General features: G+C 57.4%; 20 protein-coding genes, 1 tRNA gene and 2 riboswitches. Of the genes, 6 read left to right on the forward strand and 15 right to left on the reverse strand.

Annotated elements, in window-relative coordinates:
- Positions 1–20 precede the first annotated feature (20 nt).
- The 13 genes from J8G15_RS07540 to J8G15_RS07600 all read right to left on the reverse strand — a co-directional run bounded on the left by J8G15_RS07540 (position 21) and on the right by J8G15_RS07600 (position 11,666).
- Positions 21–1,274 (reverse strand): NADH-quinone oxidoreductase subunit D, encoded by a 1,254-nt coding sequence (locus J8G15_RS07540; protein ID WP_210546883.1) that lies wholly within the window; start codon positions 1,272–1,274, stop codon positions 21–23.
- A gap of 11 nt (positions 1,275–1,285) precedes the next feature.
- Complete coding sequence (locus J8G15_RS07545) at positions 1,286–1,894, reverse strand: NADH-quinone oxidoreductase subunit C (RefSeq protein ID WP_210546884.1); 609 nt, start codon at positions 1,892–1,894, stop codon at positions 1,286–1,288.
- A 10-nt stretch (positions 1,895–1,904) separates the two neighbouring features.
- A complete protein-coding gene (locus tag J8G15_RS07550) occupies positions 1,905–2,384 on the reverse strand; it encodes an NADH-quinone oxidoreductase subunit B family protein (protein WP_210546885.1) in 480 nt (159 codons plus the stop codon).
- 4 nt (positions 2,385–2,388) lie between these two features.
- A complete protein-coding gene (locus J8G15_RS07555; RefSeq protein ID WP_210546886.1) occupies positions 2,389–2,748 on the reverse strand; it encodes an NADH-quinone oxidoreductase subunit A in 360 nt (119 codons plus the stop codon).
- A 58-nt stretch (positions 2,749–2,806) separates the two neighbouring features.
- Positions 2,807–2,891, reverse strand: a tRNA-Leu gene (locus J8G15_RS07560).
- A 120-nt stretch (positions 2,892–3,011) separates the two neighbouring features.
- Positions 3,012–3,368: a preprotein translocase subunit SecG gene (gene secG / locus J8G15_RS07565; RefSeq protein WP_210546887.1), complete on the reverse strand. Its 357-nt coding sequence runs from the start codon at positions 3,366–3,368 to the stop codon at positions 3,012–3,014.
- A 37-nt stretch (positions 3,369–3,405) separates the two neighbouring features.
- Positions 3,406–4,149 carry a triose-phosphate isomerase gene (gene tpiA, locus J8G15_RS07570; protein WP_210546888.1) on the reverse strand — a complete coding sequence of 248 codons (744 nt, stop codon included), beginning with the start codon at positions 4,147–4,149 and terminating at the stop codon, positions 3,406–3,408.
- Positions 4,146–5,141: an NAD(P)H-quinone oxidoreductase gene (locus tag J8G15_RS07575; RefSeq protein ID WP_210546889.1), complete on the reverse strand. Its 996-nt coding sequence runs from the start codon at positions 5,139–5,141 to the stop codon at positions 4,146–4,148. The genes tpiA and J8G15_RS07575 overlap by 4 nt, the downstream gene beginning before the upstream one ends.
- A 58-nt stretch (positions 5,142–5,199) precedes the next feature.
- Positions 5,200–7,320 (reverse strand): polyribonucleotide nucleotidyltransferase, encoded by a 2,121-nt coding sequence (gene pnp, locus J8G15_RS07580; RefSeq protein ID WP_210546890.1) that lies wholly within the window; start codon positions 7,318–7,320, stop codon positions 5,200–5,202.
- A gap of 211 nt (positions 7,321–7,531) precedes the next feature.
- On the reverse strand, positions 7,532–7,798 hold the full coding sequence (rpsO, locus tag J8G15_RS07585; protein WP_210546891.1) for a 30S ribosomal protein S15: 267 nt from the start codon (positions 7,796–7,798) through the stop codon (positions 7,532–7,534).
- Between the two features lie 116 nt (positions 7,799–7,914).
- The gene (locus tag J8G15_RS07590; protein ID WP_210546892.1) at positions 7,915–9,147 is read right to left on the reverse strand and encodes a cation:proton antiporter; all 1,233 of its coding nucleotides are present in this window, start codon (positions 9,145–9,147) and stop codon (positions 7,915–7,917) included.
- A 29-nt stretch (positions 9,148–9,176) separates the two neighbouring features.
- On the reverse strand, positions 9,177–10,361 hold the full coding sequence (locus J8G15_RS07595) for a pyridoxal phosphate-dependent aminotransferase (protein ID WP_210546893.1): 1,185 nt from the start codon (positions 10,359–10,361) through the stop codon (positions 9,177–9,179).
- 30 nt (positions 10,362–10,391) lie between these two features.
- Entirely contained in the window at positions 10,392–11,666 is a 1,275-nt protein-coding gene (locus J8G15_RS07600; RefSeq protein WP_210546894.1) for a branched-chain amino acid ABC transporter substrate-binding protein, read from the reverse strand.
- A 97-nt stretch (positions 11,667–11,763) separates the two neighbouring features.
- Between J8G15_RS07600 and J8G15_RS07605 the strand changes: the two genes are divergently transcribed.
- Positions 11,764–12,144 carry an Hsp20/alpha crystallin family protein gene (locus J8G15_RS07605; protein ID WP_210546895.1) on the forward strand — a complete coding sequence of 127 codons (381 nt, stop codon included), beginning with the start codon at positions 11,764–11,766 and terminating at the stop codon, positions 12,142–12,144.
- A 56-nt stretch (positions 12,145–12,200) separates the two neighbouring features.
- On the opposite strand, the gene tsaD is transcribed toward J8G15_RS07605, so the two are convergent.
- Positions 12,201–13,265 (reverse strand): tRNA (adenosine(37)-N6)-threonylcarbamoyltransferase complex transferase subunit TsaD, encoded by a 1,065-nt coding sequence (gene tsaD / locus J8G15_RS07610; protein ID WP_210547503.1) that lies wholly within the window; start codon positions 13,263–13,265, stop codon positions 12,201–12,203.
- A gap of 23 nt (positions 13,266–13,288) precedes the next feature.
- A complete protein-coding gene (locus J8G15_RS07615; RefSeq protein WP_210546896.1) occupies positions 13,289–13,939 on the reverse strand; it encodes a TetR family transcriptional regulator in 651 nt (216 codons plus the stop codon).
- A 148-nt stretch (positions 13,940–14,087) separates the two neighbouring features.
- Here J8G15_RS07615 and J8G15_RS07620 point away from each other — a divergent pair, with 148 nt between their 5' ends.
- The 5 genes from J8G15_RS07620 to J8G15_RS07640 all read left to right on the forward strand — a co-directional run bounded on the left by J8G15_RS07620 (position 14,088) and on the right by J8G15_RS07640 (position 21,355).
- Positions 14,088–15,320 (forward strand): efflux RND transporter periplasmic adaptor subunit, encoded by a 1,233-nt coding sequence (locus tag J8G15_RS07620; RefSeq protein WP_210546897.1) that lies wholly within the window; start codon positions 14,088–14,090, stop codon positions 15,318–15,320.
- A gap of 12 nt (positions 15,321–15,332) precedes the next feature.
- A complete protein-coding gene (locus J8G15_RS07625) occupies positions 15,333–18,488 on the forward strand; it encodes an efflux RND transporter permease subunit (protein WP_210546898.1) in 3,156 nt (1,051 codons plus the stop codon).
- Positions 18,481–19,899 carry an efflux transporter outer membrane subunit gene (locus J8G15_RS07630; RefSeq protein ID WP_210546899.1) on the forward strand — a complete coding sequence of 473 codons (1,419 nt, stop codon included), beginning with the start codon at positions 18,481–18,483 and terminating at the stop codon, positions 19,897–19,899. The genes J8G15_RS07625 and J8G15_RS07630 overlap by 8 nt, the downstream gene beginning before the upstream one ends.
- Before the next feature lie 41 nt (positions 19,900–19,940).
- Positions 19,941–20,567, forward strand: a complete 627-nt coding sequence (locus J8G15_RS07635) for an ANTAR domain-containing response regulator (RefSeq protein WP_210546900.1) — start codon at positions 19,941–19,943, stop codon at positions 20,565–20,567.
- 80 nt (positions 20,568–20,647) lie between these two features.
- Positions 20,648–21,355, forward strand: a complete 708-nt coding sequence (locus J8G15_RS07640; protein WP_210546901.1) for a VOC family protein — start codon at positions 20,648–20,650, stop codon at positions 21,353–21,355.
- A 70-nt stretch (positions 21,356–21,425) separates the two neighbouring features.
- Positions 21,426–21,514: riboswitch (glycine riboswitch) on the forward strand.
- 14 nt (positions 21,515–21,528) lie between these two features.
- A riboswitch (glycine riboswitch) is annotated at positions 21,529–21,645 on the forward strand.
- Positions 21,646–21,710 lie beyond the last annotated feature (65 nt).

Raw genomic sequence — 21,710 nt, forward strand, 5'->3', positions numbered from 1 at the left:
AGGAGTCATTATTGCCGGGGTCATCTGTCAATCTCTCCAAACACAATATCCATTGTCCCGATAACTGCAACGGCGTCGGCGATCATGTGCCCCCCAGCCATCTCATTCAAAGCGGCCAAGTGCACGAAGCCTGGTGGTCGAATTTTCAATCGATAAGGCTTGTTTGCTCCGTCACTAACCAAATAAATGCCGAACTCGCCTTTAGGGTGTTCAACAGCTGCATAGGCTTCGCCTTCCGGCACATGGAAGCCTTCGGTGAACAACTTGAAATGGTGGATCAACTCCTCCATGTTCGACTTCATGGACTCCCGATCAGGCGCTGCCACCTTGTGGTTATCTGTAATCACCGGCCCTGGGTTGGCTCGAAGCCAATCCACACATTGCTTGATAATTCGATTCGACTGCTTCATTTCCTCCATGCGGACCAAATAGCGATCGTAGCAATCGCCGGTCTGGCCTACGGGGATATCGAAGTCCATTTGATCGTAAACATCATAAGGTTGCTTTTTACGCAGATCCCACGCAATACCTGAACCGCGCAGCATAGGACCTGTAAAACCCATATTCAGCGCACGCTCTGGGGAAACGACACCGATTCCCACTGTGCGCTGCTTCCAAATTCGATTTTCAGTCAGAAGCGTGTGGTACTCCCCCAAATAGGTGGGGAACCGTTGTGTGAAATTTTCAATAAAGTCAAGCAGCGAGCCTTGACGATTGGCATTGAGTTCCGCGATACCTTTGGCATTTCGGACTTTATTGGCCTTGTATTGAGGCATCGAGTCAGGCAAGTCCCGATAGACGCCACCCGGTCGGAAATATGCTGCGTGCATGCGAGCACCGCTGACCGCCTCGTACATATCGAACAAATCCTCACGCTCTCGAAACGTGTAGATCAAAATCGTTGAACTGCCGCAGTCATTTCCATGCGAACCCAACCACATCAGGTGGTTGAGCAAGCGGGTAATCTCCGCAAACATCACCCGGATGTATTGAGCCCGAACAGGAACATCAATTCCCAGTAACTTTTCAATCGCTAGGCAGTAAGCGTGCTCATTGCACATCATGGACACATAGTCCAATCGATCCATATAAGGCAACGACTGAATAAACGTCTTGCTTTCCGCCAGCTTTTCCGTCGCGCGATGCAACAAGCCAATATGCGGATCCGCGCGTTGAATCACCTCACCGTCAAGCTCCAATACCAATCTGAGCACGCCGTGCGCGGCCGGGTGTTGTGGACCAAAGTTAAGTGTGTAGTTTTTGATTTCAGCCATGAGCAACCTGCTTAATGCAGTCCTCCATAATTATTCTCACGAACAATACGTGGGGTCACCTCACGTGGCTCAATCGTGACGGGCTGATAAATCACGCGCTTGCTTTCGGCGTCATAACGCATTTCAACGTGGCCGGTGACCGGGAAGTCTTTCCTGAAGGGATGACCGATAAATCCATAGTCGGTCAATATTCGACGCAAGTCGTTATGCCCCTCAAAGACAATTCCAAACAGATCAAACGCTTCTCGCTCAAACCAGTTTGCAGAATTCCACAGATCATTGACGCTCGGCAAACTGGGGAACGAATCATCAGGCGCAAAAACTTTGAGTCGAATTCGCTGATTCAAACTGACGGACAACAAGTGAATAACAACGCAAAACCGTGCTCCCTCGTAACCGCCATCTTTGTACTCTGAGTAATCGACTCCGCATAGGTCGATCAATTGCTCAAAGGCACAGCTTGGATCGTCGCGCAACACTTTGGCCACATCCAGATAGTCCGCAGCACTGACGATTGCGGTGATCTCACCCAGGGCCACATTGATGCTTTTTAGCTTATCACCCAGCAAATTAGCAACCGTGAGCTTCAGAGCATCAACATTAACGGCATAAACAGTCATCTAGACTTCCTCAAGCACGGGCAATAGTTTGGGTACGGCGAATTTTTTGCTGCAATTGCATGATGCCGTACAGAAGAGCCTCGGCAGTCGGCGGGCAGCCTGGAACATAAACATCAACAGGTACAACGCGATCGCAACCACGAACAACTGAATAACTGTAGTGGTAATAGCCACCGCCATTGGCACAGGACCCCATGCTGATCACCCAACGGGGTTCAGACATCTGGTCGTAGACCTTGCGCAACGCCGGCGCCATTTTGTTGCACAGCGTTCCGGCCACAATCATCAGATCCGATTGCCTCGGGCTTGCACGAAACACCTCGGCACCAAAGCGGCTGATGTCATAGCGCGCCGCTGCGGCATGCATCATCTCAACAGCGCAACACGCCAAGCCAAAGGTCATTGGCCAAACAGAGCCTGTTTTAGCCCAATTCATCACGGAGTCGTAACTCGTCGTGACAAAACCTTCCTTCAATACGCCTTCAATCATTGCATCATTCCCAGTCAAGGGCCCCTTTTTTCCACTCGTAGATAAAACCTACAACCAGAACACTCAAGAACACCATCACAGACCAAAAACCTAGCAAGCCAACCTCTTTGAGCGACACAGCCCAAGGAAATAAGAAGGCGATTTCAAGGTCAAAAATGATGAAAAGGATCGCCACGAGGTAGTAGCGGACGTCAAACTTCATGCGAGCGTCTTCAAACGCCTCAAAACCACATTCATACGGGGAATTTTTCGCAGGGTCAGGACGATTTGGACCGAGTATGTAGCCCAAAACCTGAGGAACAACCCCAACCGCGATACCAACCAAAATGAACAAAAGAACGGGCAAGTACTGATCAAGGTTCATCTGGAGGCTCTGGTCAAGGTCTTGGCTTGTTGCCGTAGCATGCAACAAGCCTATTATCTGGTGCCGTCGGCGAGACTCGAACTCGCACAGCTTTCGCCACTACCCCCTCAAGATAGCGTGTCTACCAATTTCACCACGACGGCTGCTTTCAGTTACCCCGACTGCATGAGGAACATGCGTTATCTAGCAATCGGAACAACCGCAATTTTAGCCTGAAAACACCCTGTTTCCGACTCCGGAGAGGGGGGGAATTCAATTTGTTGTTAGTTCGCAGGGATTTGCGCGGCACCGGTGGCGGGCACGGCAGGCACGACTGGAGCGGGTGCAGCAGGTGCGGGCGCAGTCACTCCCTCGAGCACACTTCCTGAGCTGGCCGCAGGGCGAGCGACTCCAAAGTACGCCAGCAAAAGGGTCGAAACAAAGAAAACAGTTGCCAGCACGGCGGTCGTGCGAGACAAGAAATTCGCACTTCCTGTTGCCCCAAAAAGACTACCCGAGCCACCGCTGCCGAACGCGGCACCCATGTCGGCGCCTTTGCCATGCTGAATCAAGATAAGTCCAACCATCACCACAGCCGAGATCATTTGCACGGCGAGCAATACTGTTAACAACGCATTCATTAATTACTCCAAAAATTCAAATAGTCCGCGCTGAATATCAGCGGGCCGCGTCAATAATTGACAAAAAATCCACTGGCTTGAGGGAGGCTCCTCCCACCAATCCACCGTCTATATCCGGTTGGCTCAACAGTTGCGCCGCATTGCTTGCGTTCATGCTGCCGCCATAAAGTATCTGGATACGGTCAGCATGGGCAGAGGCTGCTTTCAGCTGCCCACGCAATACAGCGTGGACCTGCTGCGCCTGTTCGGTCGTGGCGGTTTTCCCGGTGCCAATCGCCCACACTGGCTCATAGGCCACCACAATTTCACTGATGCAATGACCGTTTGTGTGGATCACTGCGGCTAATTGTCGCTTAACAACCTCTTCAGTTTTTCCTGCTTCCCGCTCCGACAAAGTTTCTCCGACACAAACAATGGGGGTGATCCCACAAGCCAACGCCCGCTGCGCTTTTTCCGCCACCAATGCATCGGTTTCACCATGGTATTGACGACGCTCCGAGTGGCCAACAATGCAGTAACGAATCCCAAATTCTTTCAGCATGGCACCTGAGATTTCACCAGTAAATGCACCGGCCTCGTGCTGCGACATGTCTTGCGCGCCCAGATCGACGGGGCCACCCGCCAACAACAACTGGAGTTGAGACAGATAGATGGACGGTGCACACAGCGCAACCTGACACGATGGAGATTTCAGCCCAGCCAACAACGCCTTTACAAGCGATTCGTTGGCAGTCAGGCCTCCATTCATTTTCCAGTTGCCGGCAATGAGCTTCTTTTTCATGGAACACCCCAAGTCAAAACGATTTTTCCCACATGCTGGTTCGACTCCATCAAGGCATGGGCACTTGCCGCCTCGTTGGCAGGAAAAGTAGCATTGACCACAGGTCTGATTTTTCCGGCCTCAATCAATGGCCAAACCTGCTTCAAGCACGATTGTGCGATGGCGTGCTTGAACGCTATGGGACGTGCCCTGAGCGTAGAGCCCGTAATTGTCAGTCTGCGTCGCAACACCAGTCCGGCATTGATCTCGGCCTTGACACCACCCTGCACAGCAATGATGACCAAGCGGCCGTCCTCACTCAATGACTCTACCTCTTTGGCCACATAGTCTCCGGCAACCATATCCAAAATGACATTCACGCCGACGCCATCCGTCAAGCGCTTCACCTCAACCTGGAAATCGTGGGTTTTGTAGTTGATGGCATGGTCTGCACCGAGTTCGACACAGGCAGCACATTTCTCATCACTGCCCGCCGTGACGATAACCATGGCACCCATCGCCTTGGCCAACTGAATCGCAGTCACACCGATACCGCTCGAGCCTCCCTGAATCAGCAGGGTTTCGTTCGCCTTCAAGCCGCCACGGTCGAAGACGTTGCTCCATACCGTGAAAAACGTTTCAGGCAAGGAGGCGGCCTCGACATCCGTCAAGCCTTTTGGAACGCGCAGGCATTGCATCACAGGTGCGACGCAGTACTCGGCATAGCCGCCACCAGACACCAAGGCACAAACGCGATCACCAACCTTCAAGCCCGCTTGAGCCAGTTCATACGTATCGCCCTGCTCGATCACTCCCGCCACTTCCAGGCCTGGAAGGTCAGAAGCACCCGCAGGCGCTGGGTAGCTACCCTTGCGCTGAAGCACATCAGGCCGATTGATGCCACTGGCCGCGACGCGAATGAGCAACTCACCCGCGCCAGGTACTGGCATCGGCCGCTCCGTCATGCGCAAAACATCGGGCGCACCAAAGGTGGAGATTTCAATAGCCTTCATGGTCATTTCAAGTCATAGCCCCCGCGCAAACTGCGCAGGGTGCTATCAATTTCATTGCTTACGCCTGGTCACCTGAGTTTTGAGTCGGACGATCCAGCAAAACCTTCATCGACAATTTGATGCGGCCTTTTTCATCCGTCTCCATCACTTTGACTTTAATGATCTGGCCTTCGGTCAGGTAATCAGAGACTTTCTCAACACGCTCGTGGGCGATCTGGCTGATGTGCAACAGACCATCTTTACCTGGCAACAAGTTGACCAAAGCGCCGAAGTCCAGAATCTTTGTGATTGGACCTTCGTAGATCTTGCCAATCTCGACCTCAGCCGTGATTTGCTCGATGCGACGCTTGGCTTCTTCTGCCTTGGCTGGATCTGCCGACGCAATAGTGATCGTGCCGTCTTCGTCAATATTGATTTGCGTACCGGTTTCTTCAGTCAATGCGCGAATGACCGAACCACCCTTGCCGATCACGTCACGGATTTTTTCCGGATTGATCTTCATGGTGAACAAACGAGGCGCAAAGTTGGACACCTCGGTTTTGGCCTCTGCCATGGCATCTTGCATCTTGCCCAGAATGTGCATGCGGGCTTCTTTGGCCTGAGCCAAAGCAACTTGCATGATTTCCTTGGTAATGCCCTGGATCTTAATGTCCATTTGCAACGCGGTAATACCGTTGGTGGTACCGGCCACTTTAAAGTCCATGTCGCCAAGGTGATCTTCGTCACCCAGGATGTCGGTCAAGACTGCAAAGCGGCTGTCTTCCTTGATCAGGCCCATGGCGATACCTGCCACGTGAGCTTTCATGGGGACGCCAGCGTCCATCATGGACAGGCATCCACCGCAAACGGAAGCCATGGAAGACGAGCCATTGGACTCGGTGATTTCCGACACCACACGCATGGTGTAAGGGAAGTCTTCTTTGGATGGCAACACGGCGATTAAGGCACGCTTGGCCAAACGACCGTGACCAATCTCACGACGCTTGGGGGTACCGACACGGCCGGTTTCGCCGGTGGCGAACGGAGGCATGTTGTAGTGCAGCATGAAGCGGTCTTCGTAGTCACCTGACAACGCATCAATGCGTTGTGCGTCGCGCTCGGTACCCAAGGTGGTCACGACCAACGCCTGGGTTTCACCACGGGTGAACAAAGCAGAACCGTGGGTACGTGGCAACACGCTATTACGAATCTCAATGGCACGAACGGTGCGTGTGTCACGGCCGTCAATGCGGGGCTCGCCAGCCAGAATCTGGCTGCGAACGATTTTGGCTTCGATGTCGAACAACATGCCTTCAACAGCCACTGAGTCGAATGCAGCGCCATCTGCCGTCAGCGCAGCCTTGACTTCAGCGTATGCCGTGCGGCAAGCCTGGGTGCGGGCTTGTTTGTTACGAATCTGGTAGGCAGCAACAAGCTTCTCTTTGGCCAACACATCGATCTTGGCAATCAGGGGCTCATCCTTGGCGGGGGCTTTCCAGTCCCACATGGGTTTGCCAGCGTCACGAACCAATTCATGAATCGCGTTGATTGCGACGTTGCCTTGCTCATGACCGAACACGATGGCACCCAGCATAATCTCCTCAGACAATTGCTGCGCTTCCGACTCCACCATCAAAACGGCGGCCTCGGTACCGGCAACCACCAGATCCATGATGGAATCTTTGCGTGCAGTTTGGCCGGGGTTCAACACGTACTCGCCATTCACGTAACCCACACGGGCTGCTCCGATGGGGCCGCTGAAAGGAATACCGCTAATGGACAACGCTGCACTGGTGGCAATCAATGCGGCGATATCAGCATCAACTTCAGGGTTCAACGACAGTGTGTGGATGACCACATGCACTTCATTCAGAAATCCTTCAGGAAACAGGGGGCGAATGGGGCGATCGATCAGACGGCTGGTCAATGTCTCAAATTCGCTGGGGCGGCCTTCGCGCTTGAAAAAGCTACCTGGAATTTTTCCGGCGGCATACGATTTTTCAAGGTAATCAACGGTCAACGGGAAGAAATCCTGACCTGGCTTGCCAGTGGTTTTTGCGACCACAGTGGCCAAAACCACAGTTCCATCCATGTCCAACAGCACGGCACCCGTGGATTGACGGGCGACTTCGCCGGTCTCCATGGTGACGGTGTGCTGACCCCATTGGAAGGTCTTTGTGACTTTATTGAAAATGCTCATTTGTTATCTCCTGGTCATATTGGGAGGTGCAGGCCACCTCGCCCGAGCCCGGATTCAACAACACAGAACACGATGCCATTCCATAGAAAATCACGAAAATTACGCAAATTACCTATGGAATGACACAGCTTCGCTCCGTTTTTGTCGTCTCCGAAGTAAAAAACGCCTGAGTTAGGTGGCTAACTCAGGCGTTTGTCATTCAAGCAATCGCTTACTTACGCAGGCCTAACTTGGCGATGAGCGCAACGTAACGGCTTGCATCTTTGGACTTCAAGTAGTCCAACAGCTTGCGGCGACGGCTAACCATGCGCAGCAGACCACGACGACCGTGGTGGTCTTTGGCGTGGGTCTTGAAGTGAGGCATGAGTTCGTTGATGCGCGCGGTCAACAGTGCCACTTGCACTTCCGGGCTACCGGTGTCACCGGCTTGACGAGCGTTGTCTTTGACGACAGCGGCTTTGATGCTGGATGCGATCATTTCTTGTTCCTGATATTTATTTACAACTTGCGTCAGGCACTGGAATTGCCCCTGACGTGCGCTCTGCGACATGCAAAGCCCGATGATTATAGCCTGTGCTGCGTTCCTGGCCCCAATCAGTGAGGCGTCCCCTCTTCCGGCGACTCGTCACCTGACAGTGAATCGCCCGACATGCGCAACGCTCGCGCGGCAATGGGCGGTCCGATGGTTTCCATGACGGCCACCGCTGCCAGCACGATAGAGCTGACGACCCCGCCATGCACAGGAAACAAAGCCACGGTGGTATTGACCAGACCAATGGCCAGGCCTGCCATTGGCAACAAAAGCAACCCGGTTGTGGTGCTCTGGCGCGTCGGTAGCCGGAACAGGTAGGAAGTCGCACCCACGCCAAACCATTTCGCCGCACTGCGGCCAATCACGAAAATAGCCGCAGCGGGTGCGTATTGCACCATTTCCGCCACGTGCAGGTTGGCACCGGCATAGACGAACAAGGCAATAAAGAACAACTCGAACGCCGGGCCGAACTCCATATCGGAGATCAGGTCTTTGCGCTCAATCCCCCGCACCACCACGCCCAGCACCAAAGGGGCAAACAGGGTGGAAAGGTTCAACATCATGGACGCACCCAGCGTGAACACCACAGCACCAATCACCAGCGCCAAGTGGTACTGGGTCGCGCCTTTGAATTTGCGGGCGGTGTAGTGCAAAACGACACCCGCCAACCCGCCCAGCGCGGCCGAGCCCAGGAAACTGTACAAAGGCGCGCCAATGACGGTCTCCATCGGGGCCTGGCCTTCCGCATACAAGGCGGGCAACAAGGTAGCAAATACCATGAAGGCGATCACGTTGTTCAACGCCACCAAAGATTCGGCACGATCAGTGACAGGGCCCGACGCCCCCAACTCGTGCGCCACATGAATCAAAACAGCGGGTGAGGACGAAATTGCCACGGCGGCGATCACGGCAGCCGGCAAGCCAATCACCCCCACCCAGGCCAGTCCGTAATAGACCACCGCAAAAGTCAAAGAGCTTTCGACCACCGAGATGGCCAGCAGCGACTTGTCTCGCACCAAATCCTTGATGTCCAAGGACAATCCGAGCCGGTAAAGAATCAGACCCAAGGCCACATCAACCACGATGCGCGAACTCGCCAACTCTTCGTAGCTCACCAGTCCCATGACATTGGGGCCCACCAAAAACCCGACCAGCATGAAACCCGTGATACTGGGCAACCACGATAGCCGGTGCGCCAGAAAGCCACCAATTGAGCCGCAAAACAGCAACAGGCCAAAAAAGAACAGCGTGTTGGAGCTCAACGGCCAGGTTGGAAGAAAGTCAACATAAGGCATTTTTTATTTCTTTCTGATCAATTCAATGTCTAAATCGCGGCATCAGAAGGCGGCAACGCCTGCTGCGCCAGCCATTTTTCAAGCCGCTGCACCCCAAAAACCAGTCGCTGCGGATCGCGCGAGGCAAAACACCAGCGAAGCCAACCGCGCGCCTCTGGGGCAAAGGCCTCCCGCGGCGCCAGCCCCAACCCAGCTTCCAGCACCAACCGCTTCGCCGTCGCCAAAGAATTATCGAAGCCTTCCAAGCGGAAGAAAGCATACATGCCCCCCGGTGCCGCAGCGACCTCCACACCCGGAATTGCCTTCAACAAGGGAATCAAGGTGTCGCGGCAGACTTTGAGTTGAGCCACTACTCTAGGGGTCACCTCATCGGTACGTTGCAGGGCTGCCACGCCAGCCCGTTGAGTGAACACACTGGCGCACGAGGTATTGAACTCGATCAGCTTTCCCATGTGCGGCGTCATGTCAGCCGGCATGACCAGCCAGCCCAAACGCCAACCCGTCATCAAAAAACTCTTGGAAAAACTGTGCACCACAACCAGGCGGTCCTCGGGCGTCGCAATGTCCAGAAAGCTGGGGGCGCAGCCGTTGGCAGAGGGCTCATAGTCGAGGCGCTCATACACCTCGTCCGCCAAAATCCAGGTGCCCGTGCGGCGGCAATGGTCCAACAAACGACGCTGCTCGTCGGCCGACAGCGTCCAACCAGTTGGGTTATTGGGCGCGTTGATGACCAGCAACTTGGTTGCTGGCGTGATCGCCTTGATCAATGTCTCCAGATCCAGCTGCCAGGCCCCATCGATCGGACGCAAGGGAACGCAGACCAAGCGCGCGCCCAAAATCACCGGCTGGGCGGTCAGATTGGGCCAGACCGGCGTCACGGCCACCACTTCATCGCCCGCGTCAATCAACTGCTGCATGGCCAGCATCAAGGCATTCACCCCGCCGCTGGTTACAGCCAGTCGGTCGACGGAGACAGCGCCATGGCGAGCACTCATGTACCGCGAGATTTCCTCACGCAACTCGGGCAGCCCCAGGTTGTGCGAGTAAAAGGTTTCGCCACGCTGGATCGAGTCAATGGCGGCTTGCCGAATGAAGTCGGGGGTGACTTCGTCGCTCTCACCAAACCAGAACGCCAATACATCGGGCCGTCCCAGCCCCGCATTGGCGACTTCCCGTATGCGGGACTCCCCCAAGTTTTGGATAGCGTTGCGCATCGTGGGTTCCAGCAGGACAGGTTCGCCCGTTTACGGAGCAGGCCGCTGCATCTTGCAGCTGGTGGGCAACTCGGCGTTGGCGGCGCTTACAGTCTTGATGACGCGAAACCCGTAGCCCGACCCTTCGACATCAAACTTGACCCCAGGCGTGCCCTGCCGGTCCATCAAGCCCACCACCAGTGGCTGCTGGAATTGGTGGTCAGCCGCTCGCATGGCGCCGGTTTGACCTGAAAAAGTGACTTTAGTCCTCTCCAGCTCAGCAGCGACAGCTATTGAATTCGTAGTACCGGCTTTTTCAATCGCCTGTGTCAAAGCCTCAACCATGAGTTGCATGCGCATGTGAACATAGTCATCGACGGGTTTGGGGAATCGCTCCCGAAACGATTGGTAAAACGCCTCGCTCTGTGCTGTTTGCACGTTGGGCAGCCAGTCGGCCACGGCAACCACATTGCCAATGCCGGCCACACCGATAGCTGCAGGTGCGCCCAGCGCATTGCCGTAAAACGTGTAGAACTTGCCCTCAAACCCAACGTCTTTGGCCGCCTTGACCAGCAAAGTCAGGTCATTGCCAAAGTTACCCGTGATCACGGCCTGGGCGCCGCTGGCCTTGATTTTGGCGGCATAGGGAAAAAAGTCTTTGACTCGTCCCAACGGGTGCAACTCTTCACCCACGACCTGCACATCAGGGCGCAATGCACCGAGTTGGCGCTTGGCTTCGCGAGCCACGGCGTGACCAAAGCTGTAATCCTGGCCAATGATGTAGACACTTTTCAACGCCTTGTCGTCTTTCAGCACATCCATCAAGGCGGTCATGCGCATGTCAGCGTGGGCGTCAAAACGAAAGTGCCAAAAGCTGCATTTCTCATTGGTCAGCGTCGGGTCCACGGCAGAGTAGTTCAGAAACAGCACGCGTTTTCCTGGCTCGCGCTCGTTGTGCTTGTTGATCGCATCAATCAAAGCCGCCGCCGTGGCCGAGGAATTACCCTGCATCACAAACTGGGCACCCTCATCAATGGACGACTTCAGGGTCGACAAGGCCTCTTCGGCCTGGCCTTTGCTGTCAAACCGCTGCAGCACCAAGGGCCGATTGCCGGGCGCCAGCTTGACGCCGCCGCGGGCATTCACCCGCTCGACCGCCCACAACAGATTGCGAAACACGGCCTCGCCGGTGTTGCCAAACGGACCACTCAAACCCTCAATCAGGGCGATTTTGATGGGTGCAGCGCTCGGCTGCGCCATGGCAAAAGCAGGCGCAATTAGCGCCACAGCCAGTAATTTCAAGGCTTTGCGGGGAAAAATAAACATACTAAAAAATCTCTTGAAAGTCGCCAAATCATTCACAGATTTAGGACAAGCGGTGGTTCATGTCGAACGCCGCGCAGTGTACACAAGGAGTTTCACCATGTTTTTTGCCACTACAAGTCCTGCTGGTTTTTCCCGTCACCTCCACTCCCCCGCAGGCCGTTCTCTGGAGCGCTTTCTGGTGGATGCCCAGCGCCGCACTCAACAGCAGCAATGCATTGCCGAGCAGGACGAGACCTCATTCACTTTGAAGTTCGACGTGCCTGGCATCGCCAAAGACCAGTTGAGCATTGGCATTGAAGGCAATACGGTACGTGTGGACAGCCGGGAAGGCGCACCCCGCAAATACCAGTTTGCCTTGGAATTGCCGCAGGACATTGACTTGAGCACCAGTGAAGCCAAGTTGGCTGACGGGGTGCTCACCCTCAAATTGGGCAAAAAAGTGCCAGTCAGCCGTGTCAGCGAGCTGGCCATCAACTAATGCGACGCAGGCAGTTCACTATCAATTGAATAGCTAGCCGCGCAGGAAAAAAGGGGCTACAACCCTATTTGGATGGCATCCAGCGGCCAGCGGGGTTTGACGTCAAAGGCGTACACCTCGCTGGCAGCCTGCTGGCCCGATTGGAGCCGCATGGCGGCCGCCATGGCAATCATGGCGCCGTTGTCGGTGCACAGATGCAGCTCCGGGTAGTGCACACGAATCTGGCGTTTGGTGCATTCGGCGTTCAACTGCTCCCGCAAAGAACGGTTGGCGCCCACGCCTCCCGCCACGACCAGTCGCTTCAAACCTGATTTTTTGAGCGCAATCAGTGATTTTTTGACCAACACCTCCACAATCGCCGCCTGCGTGGAGGCCGCCAGATCGGCCAAAACCTGTGCCGGCAAAGCCTCAACCGGGCAGTTTTGGGCAGCAGCCAGTTTTTTGGCCTGCACCATCACCGCCGTTTTCAGGCCAGCAAAGGAAAAATCGAGGTTGTCACTCTTTAATAGAGGACGCGGCAGCTTGAAGGCGGTGGGGTCCCCCTGCTCGGCCAGCTTGGAGAGCGCCGGGCCACCGGGGTAGCCCAGACCTAGCAGTTTGGCGGACTTGTCAAACGCCTCGCCGGCTGCATCGTCAATCGTTTCGCCCAGCATGTCATAGCGCCCAACGCCGTCAACTCGCATCAGCTGCGTGTGCCCGCCAGACACCAACAAGGCAACAAAAGGGAACTCAGGGGGGTCAATACTCAAAAAAGGTGAGAGCAAATGACCTTCCAAATGGTGCACGCCCAACACCGGCTTACCCAACGCCGCTCCCAGCGCGCAAGCCACGCCCGCGCCCACCAGCAGGGCGCCGGCCAGGCCGGGGCCGCGGGTGAAGGCCACCACATCAATATCTGCGAGGGTTTGTTTCGACTCAGCCAGCACTTGCTCTGTCAAGGGCAGCACCCGGCGGATGTGATCCCGGCTGGCCAATTCCGGCACCACGCCGCCATAGGCCTGATGCATTTCAATCTGGCTGTACAAGGCATGAGCCAACAGGATAGGCACCTCGCTGCCACGCAGCTCCACCAGTGCCACACCGGTCTCATCACACGAGGACTCGATCCCCAAAATCCGCAAGTTTTTCGACATAGGGGGCAAGTTTAGGGGATGGCTTGTGCGTCAACCGGCACCGAGACCAGCAAACCCAGCCCGGTGAGATAGACCTGCATACTGGCCTGCGCCACGGCCACCAAGCCAAAGGCCGTGGGAGCCAGCAACCAGTTGCGAATCAAACCATCGATCAAGGCATGCAAACCATGGGCCGCTGCCGCCGCAGGCAGGGACAAACTCACAGCCCGACGCACACAAGCTTTTTCCAAGCTGCGTTGCATTTGTTGCACCGCATCGTCACGACACTGACGATGGCGCTCCTGCAGCGCGAGCTGCTCTTCGACATATTCGACCTTCAGAATGGCCACCTCGAACACCCGACGGGTTTGTGCATCGGTTTCAATCTTGCGCAGCGCGTCTAGAAAAGCCCGCTGCAACTGATCCAGCGGATCGGCGTCTTCATCACACCCAATTTGGCGCAGCGCATCCTCCATGGGCATGGTGATGCGTTCCATCATGGCGTGAAACAAGTCCGTCTTGTTCTTGAAGTGCCAATAAATCGCACCCCGCGTCGCACCAGCCGCCAGGGCAATATCATTTAAAGAGCTGCGCGAAACGCCTTTCTCTGAAAAAACATGCTCTGCCGCATCCAGCAACCGGTGTCGTGTGGCCAGGGCCTCTTCTTTTGTACATCTCGCCATCGTCGCCCTCCTTCGTTGACCCATTACAAATCTGCAATAAGCCTCTATTTTCATACATTCATGACTGTATGTATACTTCGACGTCTTATTTATTACAAATGAGGGTGCCAAAATGTTGGCCACCCCCATCCCTTTCCGGAACACACCCATGCACTCTTCCCGCGCCCGGCTGTCCTCTGGCTTGCCAAAAGCCCCCAAGATTCAACGCACCCTGGCGCTCAGCGCCTTGAGCCTCGCCGCCGTGCTGGTCGGCTGCGGCCCCAAAGCAGCGGCACCCGCCGGGCCTGCCGGTGGCATGCCACCCGCTCAGGTCGGGGTTGTCACCGTCACCCCCGGTGATATCGGCTTGGTCACTGAATTGCCGGGCAGGTTGGAAGCTTCCCGCGTGGCGCAGGTTCGGGCCCGAGTGGCCGGCATAGTACAAAAGCGCTTGTTTCGCGAAGGTGGCGACGTGACAGCAGGCCAATCCCTGTTTGAAATTGACGCCAGCCCCTACCAAGCCACTTACGCCAGCGCCCAAGCCAACTTGGCAAAGGCAGAGGCCAATCTGATGCAAGCCAGCGCCCAGGCCGAGCGCTACAAGCCCCTGGCCGCTGCCAAAGCGATCAGCGAGCAAGAGTTTGTAGCCGCTCAGTCCGCCCAAAAACAAGCTGAAGCAGACGTGGCTATTGGCAAGGCCGCCGTTCAAACTGCTCGCATCAACCTGAGTTACGCCGCCGTCACTGCGCCCATCTCGGGCCGCATTGGGCGCTCGCTGGTAACCGAAGGTGCGTTGGTAGGCCAGGGCGAAGCCACGCCGTTGGCCGTGATTCAGCAAACCAATCCGATGTACGTCAATTTCACCCAGTCTGCGGCTGAAGTCATGAAGCTGCAACGCGCCATGCAAGGCGGGCAACTCAAACGTGCCAACGGCACCCAAGCCGCCAGTGTGAAACTGGTGCTGGAAGACGGCACTGAATACGCCCGTGCCGGCAAACTGCTGTTCACCGACCTGACCGTGGACGCCACCACCGGTCAAATCACTCTGCGCGCCGAAGTGCCCAATCCTGACGGTGTTTTGCTGCCCGGACTGTATGTGCGCGTGCACCTGGAGCAATCCAAAGTCAGCAACGCCATAACCCTACCCCAGCAAGCGGTGACCCGCTCCAACCAGGGTGACTCGGTCATGGTGGTCGACGCCGAAGGCAAGGTGGCCCCGCGCCCCGTTAAGGTTGGCGCCCAACAAAACGGACAGTGGGTCATTCTTGATGGTCTAAAGGCCGGTGACCAGGTCATGGTGGACGGCTTTCAGAAACTGCGTGGCGGCGCACCGGTGAAAGCCTTGCCCTGGACCCCGTCTGGCGCGGCCAAACCAACGCCCGCCGACAAAGCAGCGAGCTAAGGACACCTCACCATGGCTAAATTTTTCATTGACCGGCCCATCTTTGCGTGGGTGATTGCCCTGTTTGTGATGGTGCTGGGTGGTGTGTCCATCACCCAACTTCCCATCTCCCAGTACCCGCCGGTGGCGCCGCCCGCCATTGTGGTTTCCGCCGCCTACCCTGGTGCCTCCGCACAAACGCTGGAGGACAGCGTGCTCTCCGTGATTGAGCGCGAGATGAACGGCTCACCAGGTCTTATTTACATGGAGTCGGTGGCACAGGCCAATGGTTCCGGCACGATTACCCTGAGTTTCGAGCCCGGAACTGACGCCAACCTCGCTCAGGTGGATGTCCAGAACCGCCTTTCCCGCGCCACGCCCCGCCTGCCCTCTACCGTGACACAGCAAGGTGTTCGCGTGGACAAGTCACGCGGCAACTTCTTGCAGTTTGTGATGCTCTCCGGTGCGGACGCCTCCCTGGACCCAGTCGCCCTGGGCGACTTTGCCTCGCGCAGCGTGGTGCCTGAGTTGCAACGTATTCCCGGCGTCGGCCAAGTCCAGCTGTTTGGCACTGAGCGTGCCATGCGGGTGTGGATTGACCCCGCCAAATTGCTGGGTTTCAAGCTCTCCGCCGCTGATGTCACGACGGCCATCCGGGCGCAAAACGCTCAGGTCTCCGCCGGCGAAATCGGCAGTCTGCCCAACGTGGCCGGCCAGGGCATCGCGGCCACCGTGGTGGTGAACGGGCAACTGTCCAACGTCGAGCAGTTTGGCAAAGTGGTGCTGCGCGCCAATGCCGACGGCTCAACCGTGCGTCTGAAAGACGTGGCCCGGATCGAACTGGGCGCACAAGCCTATGCCACCTCAGCCCGCCTCAATGGCCAGCCGGCCACCGGCATCGGCATCCAACTCTCCCCCAGCGGCAACGCCCTGGCCACGGCCAAGGCTGTGCGCGCCAAGATGCAGGACCTAGAGCGATTTTTCCCGCAAGGCATGAGCTGGAACATCCCGTACGACAGTTCACGCTTTGTCGACATCTCGATCAAGCAAGTGGCTGTGACGCTGCTGGAGGCTATTGGCTTGGTGTTCCTGGTGATGTTCCTCTTTTTGCAGAACATTCGCTACACCGTGATTCCCACCATCGTGGTGCCTGTGGCGCTGTTGGGCACCTTTGCCTCGCTGCTGGCCATGGGCTTCTCCATCAACGTACTGACCATGTTCGGCATGGTGCTGGTGATTGGCATCGTGGTAGATGACGCCATTGTGGTGGTCGAAAACGTCGAACGCATCATGAGTGAGGAAGGTCTTTCGCCGCGCGAAGCCACCCACAAAGCCATGGGTCAGATTTCAGGCGCCATCGTTGGCGTGACCGTGGTGCTGATTGCCGTGTTTGTGCCGTTGGCGTTCTTCAGTGGCTCGGTGGGCAATATCTACCGCCAGTTTGCAGCCGTGATGGGCGTCTCCATTGCGTTCTCGGCCTTTTTTGCACTGTCACTCACGCCAGCGTTATGCGCCACTTTGCTCAAGCCCGTTGAGGCCGGCCACCACCACGAGAAAAAAGGCTTCTTCGGCTGGTTCAACCGTGGTTTCACCCGCACCACCAAAGGGTATGAGTCCGGCGTGGCCAAGTTGCTGCCGCGCGCGGGCCGTGCTTTGGTCATTTATGCGGCCATCGTCGCCGCTGCCGTGGTGGTTTATATGCGCCTGCCCACCTCGTTTCTGCCGAACGAAGATCAGGGCACCATGCTGGTGAATGTGCAACTGCCACCTGGCGCCACGCAAGAACGCACCCGGGCCGTGATGGAGCAGGTCGAAGGCTTCATGCTCAAACAACCTGAGGTCCAAAGCATGGTTGGCGTGCTGGGCTTCAGCTTTTCTGGCCAAGGCCAAAACGCAGCGCTGGCGTTTGTCACACTCAAGGACTGGGCCGAGCGCACTGCGCCCGGTAGCTCCGCCGAGGCCATTGCGGGCCGCGCTTTTGGCGCGCTGATGGGCATTCGCGATGCGTTCATCTTCCCACTGAGCCCACCGCCTATTCCCGAACTAGGGTCCTCATCAGGCTTTAGCTTCCGGCTGCAAGACCGCGCCGGCTTGGGCCGTGACGTGCTGCTGGCATCTCGCAACCAGTTGCTGGGCATGGCAGGCAAAAGCAAAGTACTGACCGGCGTTCGCCCGGACGGTCTGGAAGACGCGCCACAGTTGCAGCTTGACATTGACCGCGACAAAGCCAGCGCCCTGGGCGTGAGCTTTGATGCCATCAACAGCGTGATCTCAACTGCATTGGGTTCCAGTTATGTGAACGACTTTCCCAACGCCGGACGACTCCAGCGCGTGGTGGTGCAGGCCGATGCACCGGCCCGCATGCAACCCGACGACCTGCTCAAGCTGAATGTGCTCAACAACCAGGGGCAAACTGTGCCTTTGTCCGCCTTTACCCGCACCAGCTGGGTCAGTGGCGCCATGCAGACGGTGCGCTACAACGGCTATTCGGCCATGCGCATCAGCGGCAGCGCAGCCACCGGCTACAGCACGGGTGACGCCATGGCCGAGATGGAGCGCTTCGCCGCCCAGTTGCCACGAGGCATGGGGTTTGAATGGACGGGTCAGTCCCGCGAAGAAAAGCTGGCTGGCTCGCAAGCCATCATCTTGTACGGCTTTGCCATATTGGCGGTTTTCCTCTGCCTGGCGGCTTTGTATGAAAGCTGGACCATTCCTCTGTCGGTGATTCTGGTCGTGCCCTTGGGCGTGCTCGGTGTGTTGCTGGCCACCTTGCTGCGCAGTTACTCCAACGACGTTTACTTCCAGGTGGGCTTGATCACCATCATTGGTCTTTCAGCGAAGAATGCGATTTTGATCATCGAGTTCGCCAAAGACCTGCAGGCGCAAGGCAAGAGCGTGGTCGCCTCAGCCCTGGAAGCTGCGCATTTGCGCTTTCGCCCCATCATCATGACCTCTCTGGCGTTCACGCTGGGCGTGCTGCCACTGGCCTTGGCCACAGGCGCCGGCTCAGCCAGCCAGCGCGCCATTGGCACGGGTGTGATCGGCGGCATGATCACTGGCACTGTCTTGGCGGTGGTGTTTGTGCCCGTCTTCTTTGTGGTGGTGCGCAGTATTTTCAAAGGCAGTGAAAGGCAGCGGCGTTTTGACGCCGAACATGGCCAACACGCAGGAGTGATTTCTCATGATTAAGTCCCCCTCACGCGCGACGCCCCGGGCATTGGCGCCCCTGGCGGCCGCCCTGCTGCTGGCCGGTTGCAGCCTGATGCCCACTTATGAGCGCCCGGCTGCGCCCATCGAATCAACATGGCCCGAGGCATCCGTCAACCCCAGCACGGCCGGCGCGCCCGCTGCGGCTGACTTGGCCTGGCAGACGTTTTTCACTGACGCCACCTTGAAGGAGCTGATTCAGACGGCACTCACGAACAACCGTGATCTGCGAGTGGCAGTGCTCAACATTGAACAAGCCCGCGCCCAACTCGGCATCCGCCGCGCGGATAAATTGCCAACGGTGAATGCAACGGCTACGGGCTCCCGCGCACCTACTGGCTCAGGCGGCATCAACAGCACCTACACCGCCGGCTTCGCCGTCACCGCCTACGAGCTGGACTTTTTTGACCGTGTCGGCAGCCTGAAACAGCAGGCGCTGGCCCAGTACCTGGCCACGCAAGAAGGCAGCAAGACGGCACAAATCAGCCTGATTTCCACCGTGGCGCAAACCTGGTTGAGCCTATTGAGCGACGAGGCCTTGCTTCAACTCTCGCGCCAGACCCTGACCACGCGCGACGACTCCCTCAAGCTGGTGCAGCTGCGCTTCAAACACGGTGTGGTGTCTGAGCTGGACCTGCGCCTGGCCGAGTCGCTGCAGGCTGCCGCCCGAGTCACCTTGGCGCAACAGGAGCGCCAACGCACGCTGGACGAAAACGCGCTGGTCTTGCTGTTGGGCCAATCCTTGCCGCCGGCCGCCCGCGCCCAATTGGCAGGTACCAACCCAACGCCCTTGCAATTTGCCGTATTGCCTGCGGGCTTGCCCTCGGACTTGCTGACGCGCAGGCCTGACATCCGCCAAGCGGAACAGCAACTGGTGGCCAGCAACGCCAATATTGGCGCGGCCCGCGCCGCCTTTTACCCACGCATTTCCCTGACTGCGGGCGCAGGCACCGCCAGCAGCGACCTTGGCAACTTGTTCAAGGACGGGTACTGGGGCTTCACCGTGGCGCCCCAGTTAGTGCTGCCGATTTTTGATGGTGGACGCAACCAGGCCAATCTGGACGGCGCCAAAGCGGGGCGAGAAATCGCCGTGGCGCAGTACGAGAAAGCCATTCAAAGTGCTTTTCGAGAGGTGGCCGATGCCTTGGCTGCCAACGCCACCCTCGCCCGCCAGTTGCGTGCCCAGGAAGCCCAGTTGGCCGCGGAAGCCGCTCGCCATGGCTTGACGGATCTGCGTTACCAAAATGGTGCGTCCAGTCAGCTGGATTGGCTGGATGCCCAGCGCTCGCTGTTCAGTGCGCAGCAGGCACTGGTGCAAACCCGGCTCATCTACGCCCAGAGTCAGGTCGCGCTGTACAAGGCACTGGGCGGCGGGGCACCCACCATGCCTTAACCACAAACGCCACTTCGGCGCGGTTCTTGCATGTGCTGGGCATGCATGAATCCTTAAGAATCGTTGTAGTGGCCCCCGATCTGGCGGTGGAAGATCCGGCAGACGACCATGCCATCAGCCAGGCGGAGCGGTCGCGCAGTCTTCGCATCGGCTTGCTGGAAAACGGCTTCAATCTGGTAGCGGTGCTGCCCGCCGATGTATTCCTGCAGGAGCGAATCAATCAGCTTCAGCCCGACCTGATCATTGTGGATGCCGAAAGCGAGGCCCGTGATGCGCTTGAGCATGTGGTCATGGCCACCCGGGACGCGCGACGCCCCATCGTGATGTTCACCAACAACAATGACACCTCCCAGGTGCGCCATGCTGTGGCATCCGGGGTTACGGCCTACATCGTCGCCGGGCTGTCCAGCGAACGCATTCGCCCCATTTTGGACGTCGCCATGGCCCGTTTCCAGCACGAGCAGGCTTTGCGTCAGGAGCTGGCCGACACCAAGACTGAACTCAAAGACCGCAAAACCATTGACCGCGCCAAAGGCCTGCTCATGCAGCGCCAAAACCTGAACGAACAGCAAGCTTTCGACAAGCTGCGCAAAACCGCCATGGACAAGGGACTGAAACTGGCCGACGTGGCCCAGCGCATGCTGGACGTGGCCGACCTGCTCGCCTGAGGTGCAACGGCGGCCGGCGGCGCATCATTTAAGTCGAAGACCTCAAGCAAATCGCGCCGCCCCGGTGGTAAGGTCACGCCATGAAAACACAAATAGATCATCTGGTTGTCGTGGCCAAAACCCTGGAGTTGGGTGTGCAATGGTGCGAAGCCACCCTAGGCGTCACCCCCGGTCCCGGCGGCGAGCATGCGCAGTTTGGCACGCACAACCGCCTCATCAAAATTGCCACGCCAGCCTACCCGCTGGCCTACCTGGAAATCATCGCCATCAATCCAACCGCCTCGCGCCCCGCCAATGCGGTTGGCAAGCGCTGGTTTGACATGGACGACGCGGCACTGCAGGCGGCCGTTGCCAAACAGCCGCGTCTGGTGCACTTCGTGGTCAATACCGACGACATGCAAGCGGCCCGAATAGCGCTGAAACGCCAAGACATCGAACCCGGTCTCGCGGTACACGCCAGCCGCCATACCCGCAAAGGGGTGCTGCAATGGCAAGTCACGGTGCGTGAAGACGGGCAACGCCTGTTTAATGGCGCACTGCCCAGCTTGATTCAATGGGGCAAGCCTGACGCGGAAGAGCCCTTGCGCCTGCACCCGCGCAACAGCCTGCCCCGTTCTGGTATCTCGCTGCAAAGCATTGCCGTGACCCACCCCACCGCGTCCAAACTGCAGGCTGCGTATGACGCACTGGGGCTCACCGGCATTGCCGTCGAAGAGGGTCCCGCCAACCTCATTGCCACGTTGAAGACCCCCAAAGGCTTGGTGCAACTGGAGAGCCAAGGGGTTTAAGAACCAACGCAGCCCGAAGTCTGGCGGCAGTGAAATATTTCCGCCGGTCACTTCATCCAACCCGCTAGAATCCTGTCCGGCAGGAGAGAGAGCGTCCCAGACGCTCCACCGAAGGCGCAAACTCCCATGAACGCTCAGGTACACCCTCACCGGTGACGTACTGCCACCATTTGTAAACGCCGTCTGGAGAGCCATCGCCACCCGCAAGGTGTCGGCGATGCACCGAAGGAGCAAGCTCCGCAGTCCACTGCGGTGTGAATCTCTCAGGTACCAAGGACAGGGGGAGCGGCATCCGGGCAGCGCCCTGGGTGCTATTTATTCCATAGTGCACTCTGCAGGTTCTGCCTGGGCTAGA

This window comes from Rhodoferax sp. PAMC 29310, assembly GCF_017948265.1.
In the GTDB taxonomy this organism is placed as follows: domain Bacteria; phylum Pseudomonadota; class Gammaproteobacteria; order Burkholderiales; family Burkholderiaceae_C; genus Rhodoferax.

Bases quoted from the DNA above. Each gene is read 5' to 3' on its own strand.
- J8G15_RS07575 (WP_210546889.1), bottom strand. From the start codon at position 5,141: ATGAAGGCTATTGAAATCTCCACCTTTGGTGCGCCCGATGTTTTGCGC.
- J8G15_RS07605 (WP_210546895.1), top strand. From the start codon at position 11,764: ATGTTTTTTGCCACTACAAGTCCTGCTGGTTTTTCCCGTCACCTCCAC.
- J8G15_RS07625 (WP_210546898.1), top strand. From the start codon at position 15,333: ATGGCTAAATTTTTCATTGACCGGCCCATCTTTGCGTGGGTGATTGCC.
- secG (WP_210546887.1), bottom strand. From the start codon at position 3,368: ATGAATGCGTTGTTAACAGTATTGCTCGCCGTGCAAATGATCTCGGCT.
- J8G15_RS07640 (WP_210546901.1), top strand. From the start codon at position 20,648: ATGAAAACACAAATAGATCATCTGGTTGTCGTGGCCAAAACCCTGGAG.
- J8G15_RS07550 (WP_210546885.1), bottom strand. From the start codon at position 2,384: ATGATTGAAGGCGTATTGAAGGAAGGTTTTGTCACGACGAGTTACGAC.
- J8G15_RS07630 (WP_210546899.1), top strand. From the start codon at position 18,481: ATGATTAAGTCCCCCTCACGCGCGACGCCCCGGGCATTGGCGCCCCTG.
- J8G15_RS07555 (WP_210546886.1), bottom strand. From the start codon at position 2,748: ATGAACCTTGATCAGTACTTGCCCGTTCTTTTGTTCATTTTGGTTGGT.
- J8G15_RS07620 (WP_210546897.1), top strand. From the start codon at position 14,088: ATGCACTCTTCCCGCGCCCGGCTGTCCTCTGGCTTGCCAAAAGCCCCC.
- J8G15_RS07540 (WP_210546883.1), bottom strand. From the start codon at position 1,274: ATGGCTGAAATCAAAAACTACACACTTAACTTTGGTCCACAACACCCG.
- J8G15_RS07615 (WP_210546896.1), bottom strand. From the start codon at position 13,939: ATGGCGAGATGTACAAAAGAAGAGGCCCTGGCCACACGACACCGGTTG.
- rpsO (WP_210546891.1), bottom strand. From the start codon at position 7,798: ATGATCGCATCCAGCATCAAAGCCGCTGTCGTCAAAGACAACGCTCGT.
- J8G15_RS07595 (WP_210546893.1), bottom strand. From the start codon at position 10,361: ATGCGCAACGCTATCCAAAACTTGGGGGAGTCCCGCATACGGGAAGTC.
- pnp (WP_210546890.1), bottom strand. From the start codon at position 7,320: ATGAGCATTTTCAATAAAGTCACAAAGACCTTCCAATGGGGTCAGCAC.
- J8G15_RS07600 (WP_210546894.1), bottom strand. From the start codon at position 11,666: ATGTTTATTTTTCCCCGCAAAGCCTTGAAATTACTGGCTGTGGCGCTA.
- tpiA (WP_210546888.1), bottom strand. From the start codon at position 4,149: ATGAAAAAGAAGCTCATTGCCGGCAACTGGAAAATGAATGGAGGCCTG.
- J8G15_RS07545 (WP_210546884.1), bottom strand. From the start codon at position 1,894: ATGACTGTTTATGCCGTTAATGTTGATGCTCTGAAGCTCACGGTTGCT.
- J8G15_RS07635 (WP_210546900.1), top strand. From the start codon at position 19,941: ATGCATGAATCCTTAAGAATCGTTGTAGTGGCCCCCGATCTGGCGGTG.
- J8G15_RS07590 (WP_210546892.1), bottom strand. From the start codon at position 9,147: ATGCCTTATGTTGACTTTCTTCCAACCTGGCCGTTGAGCTCCAACACG.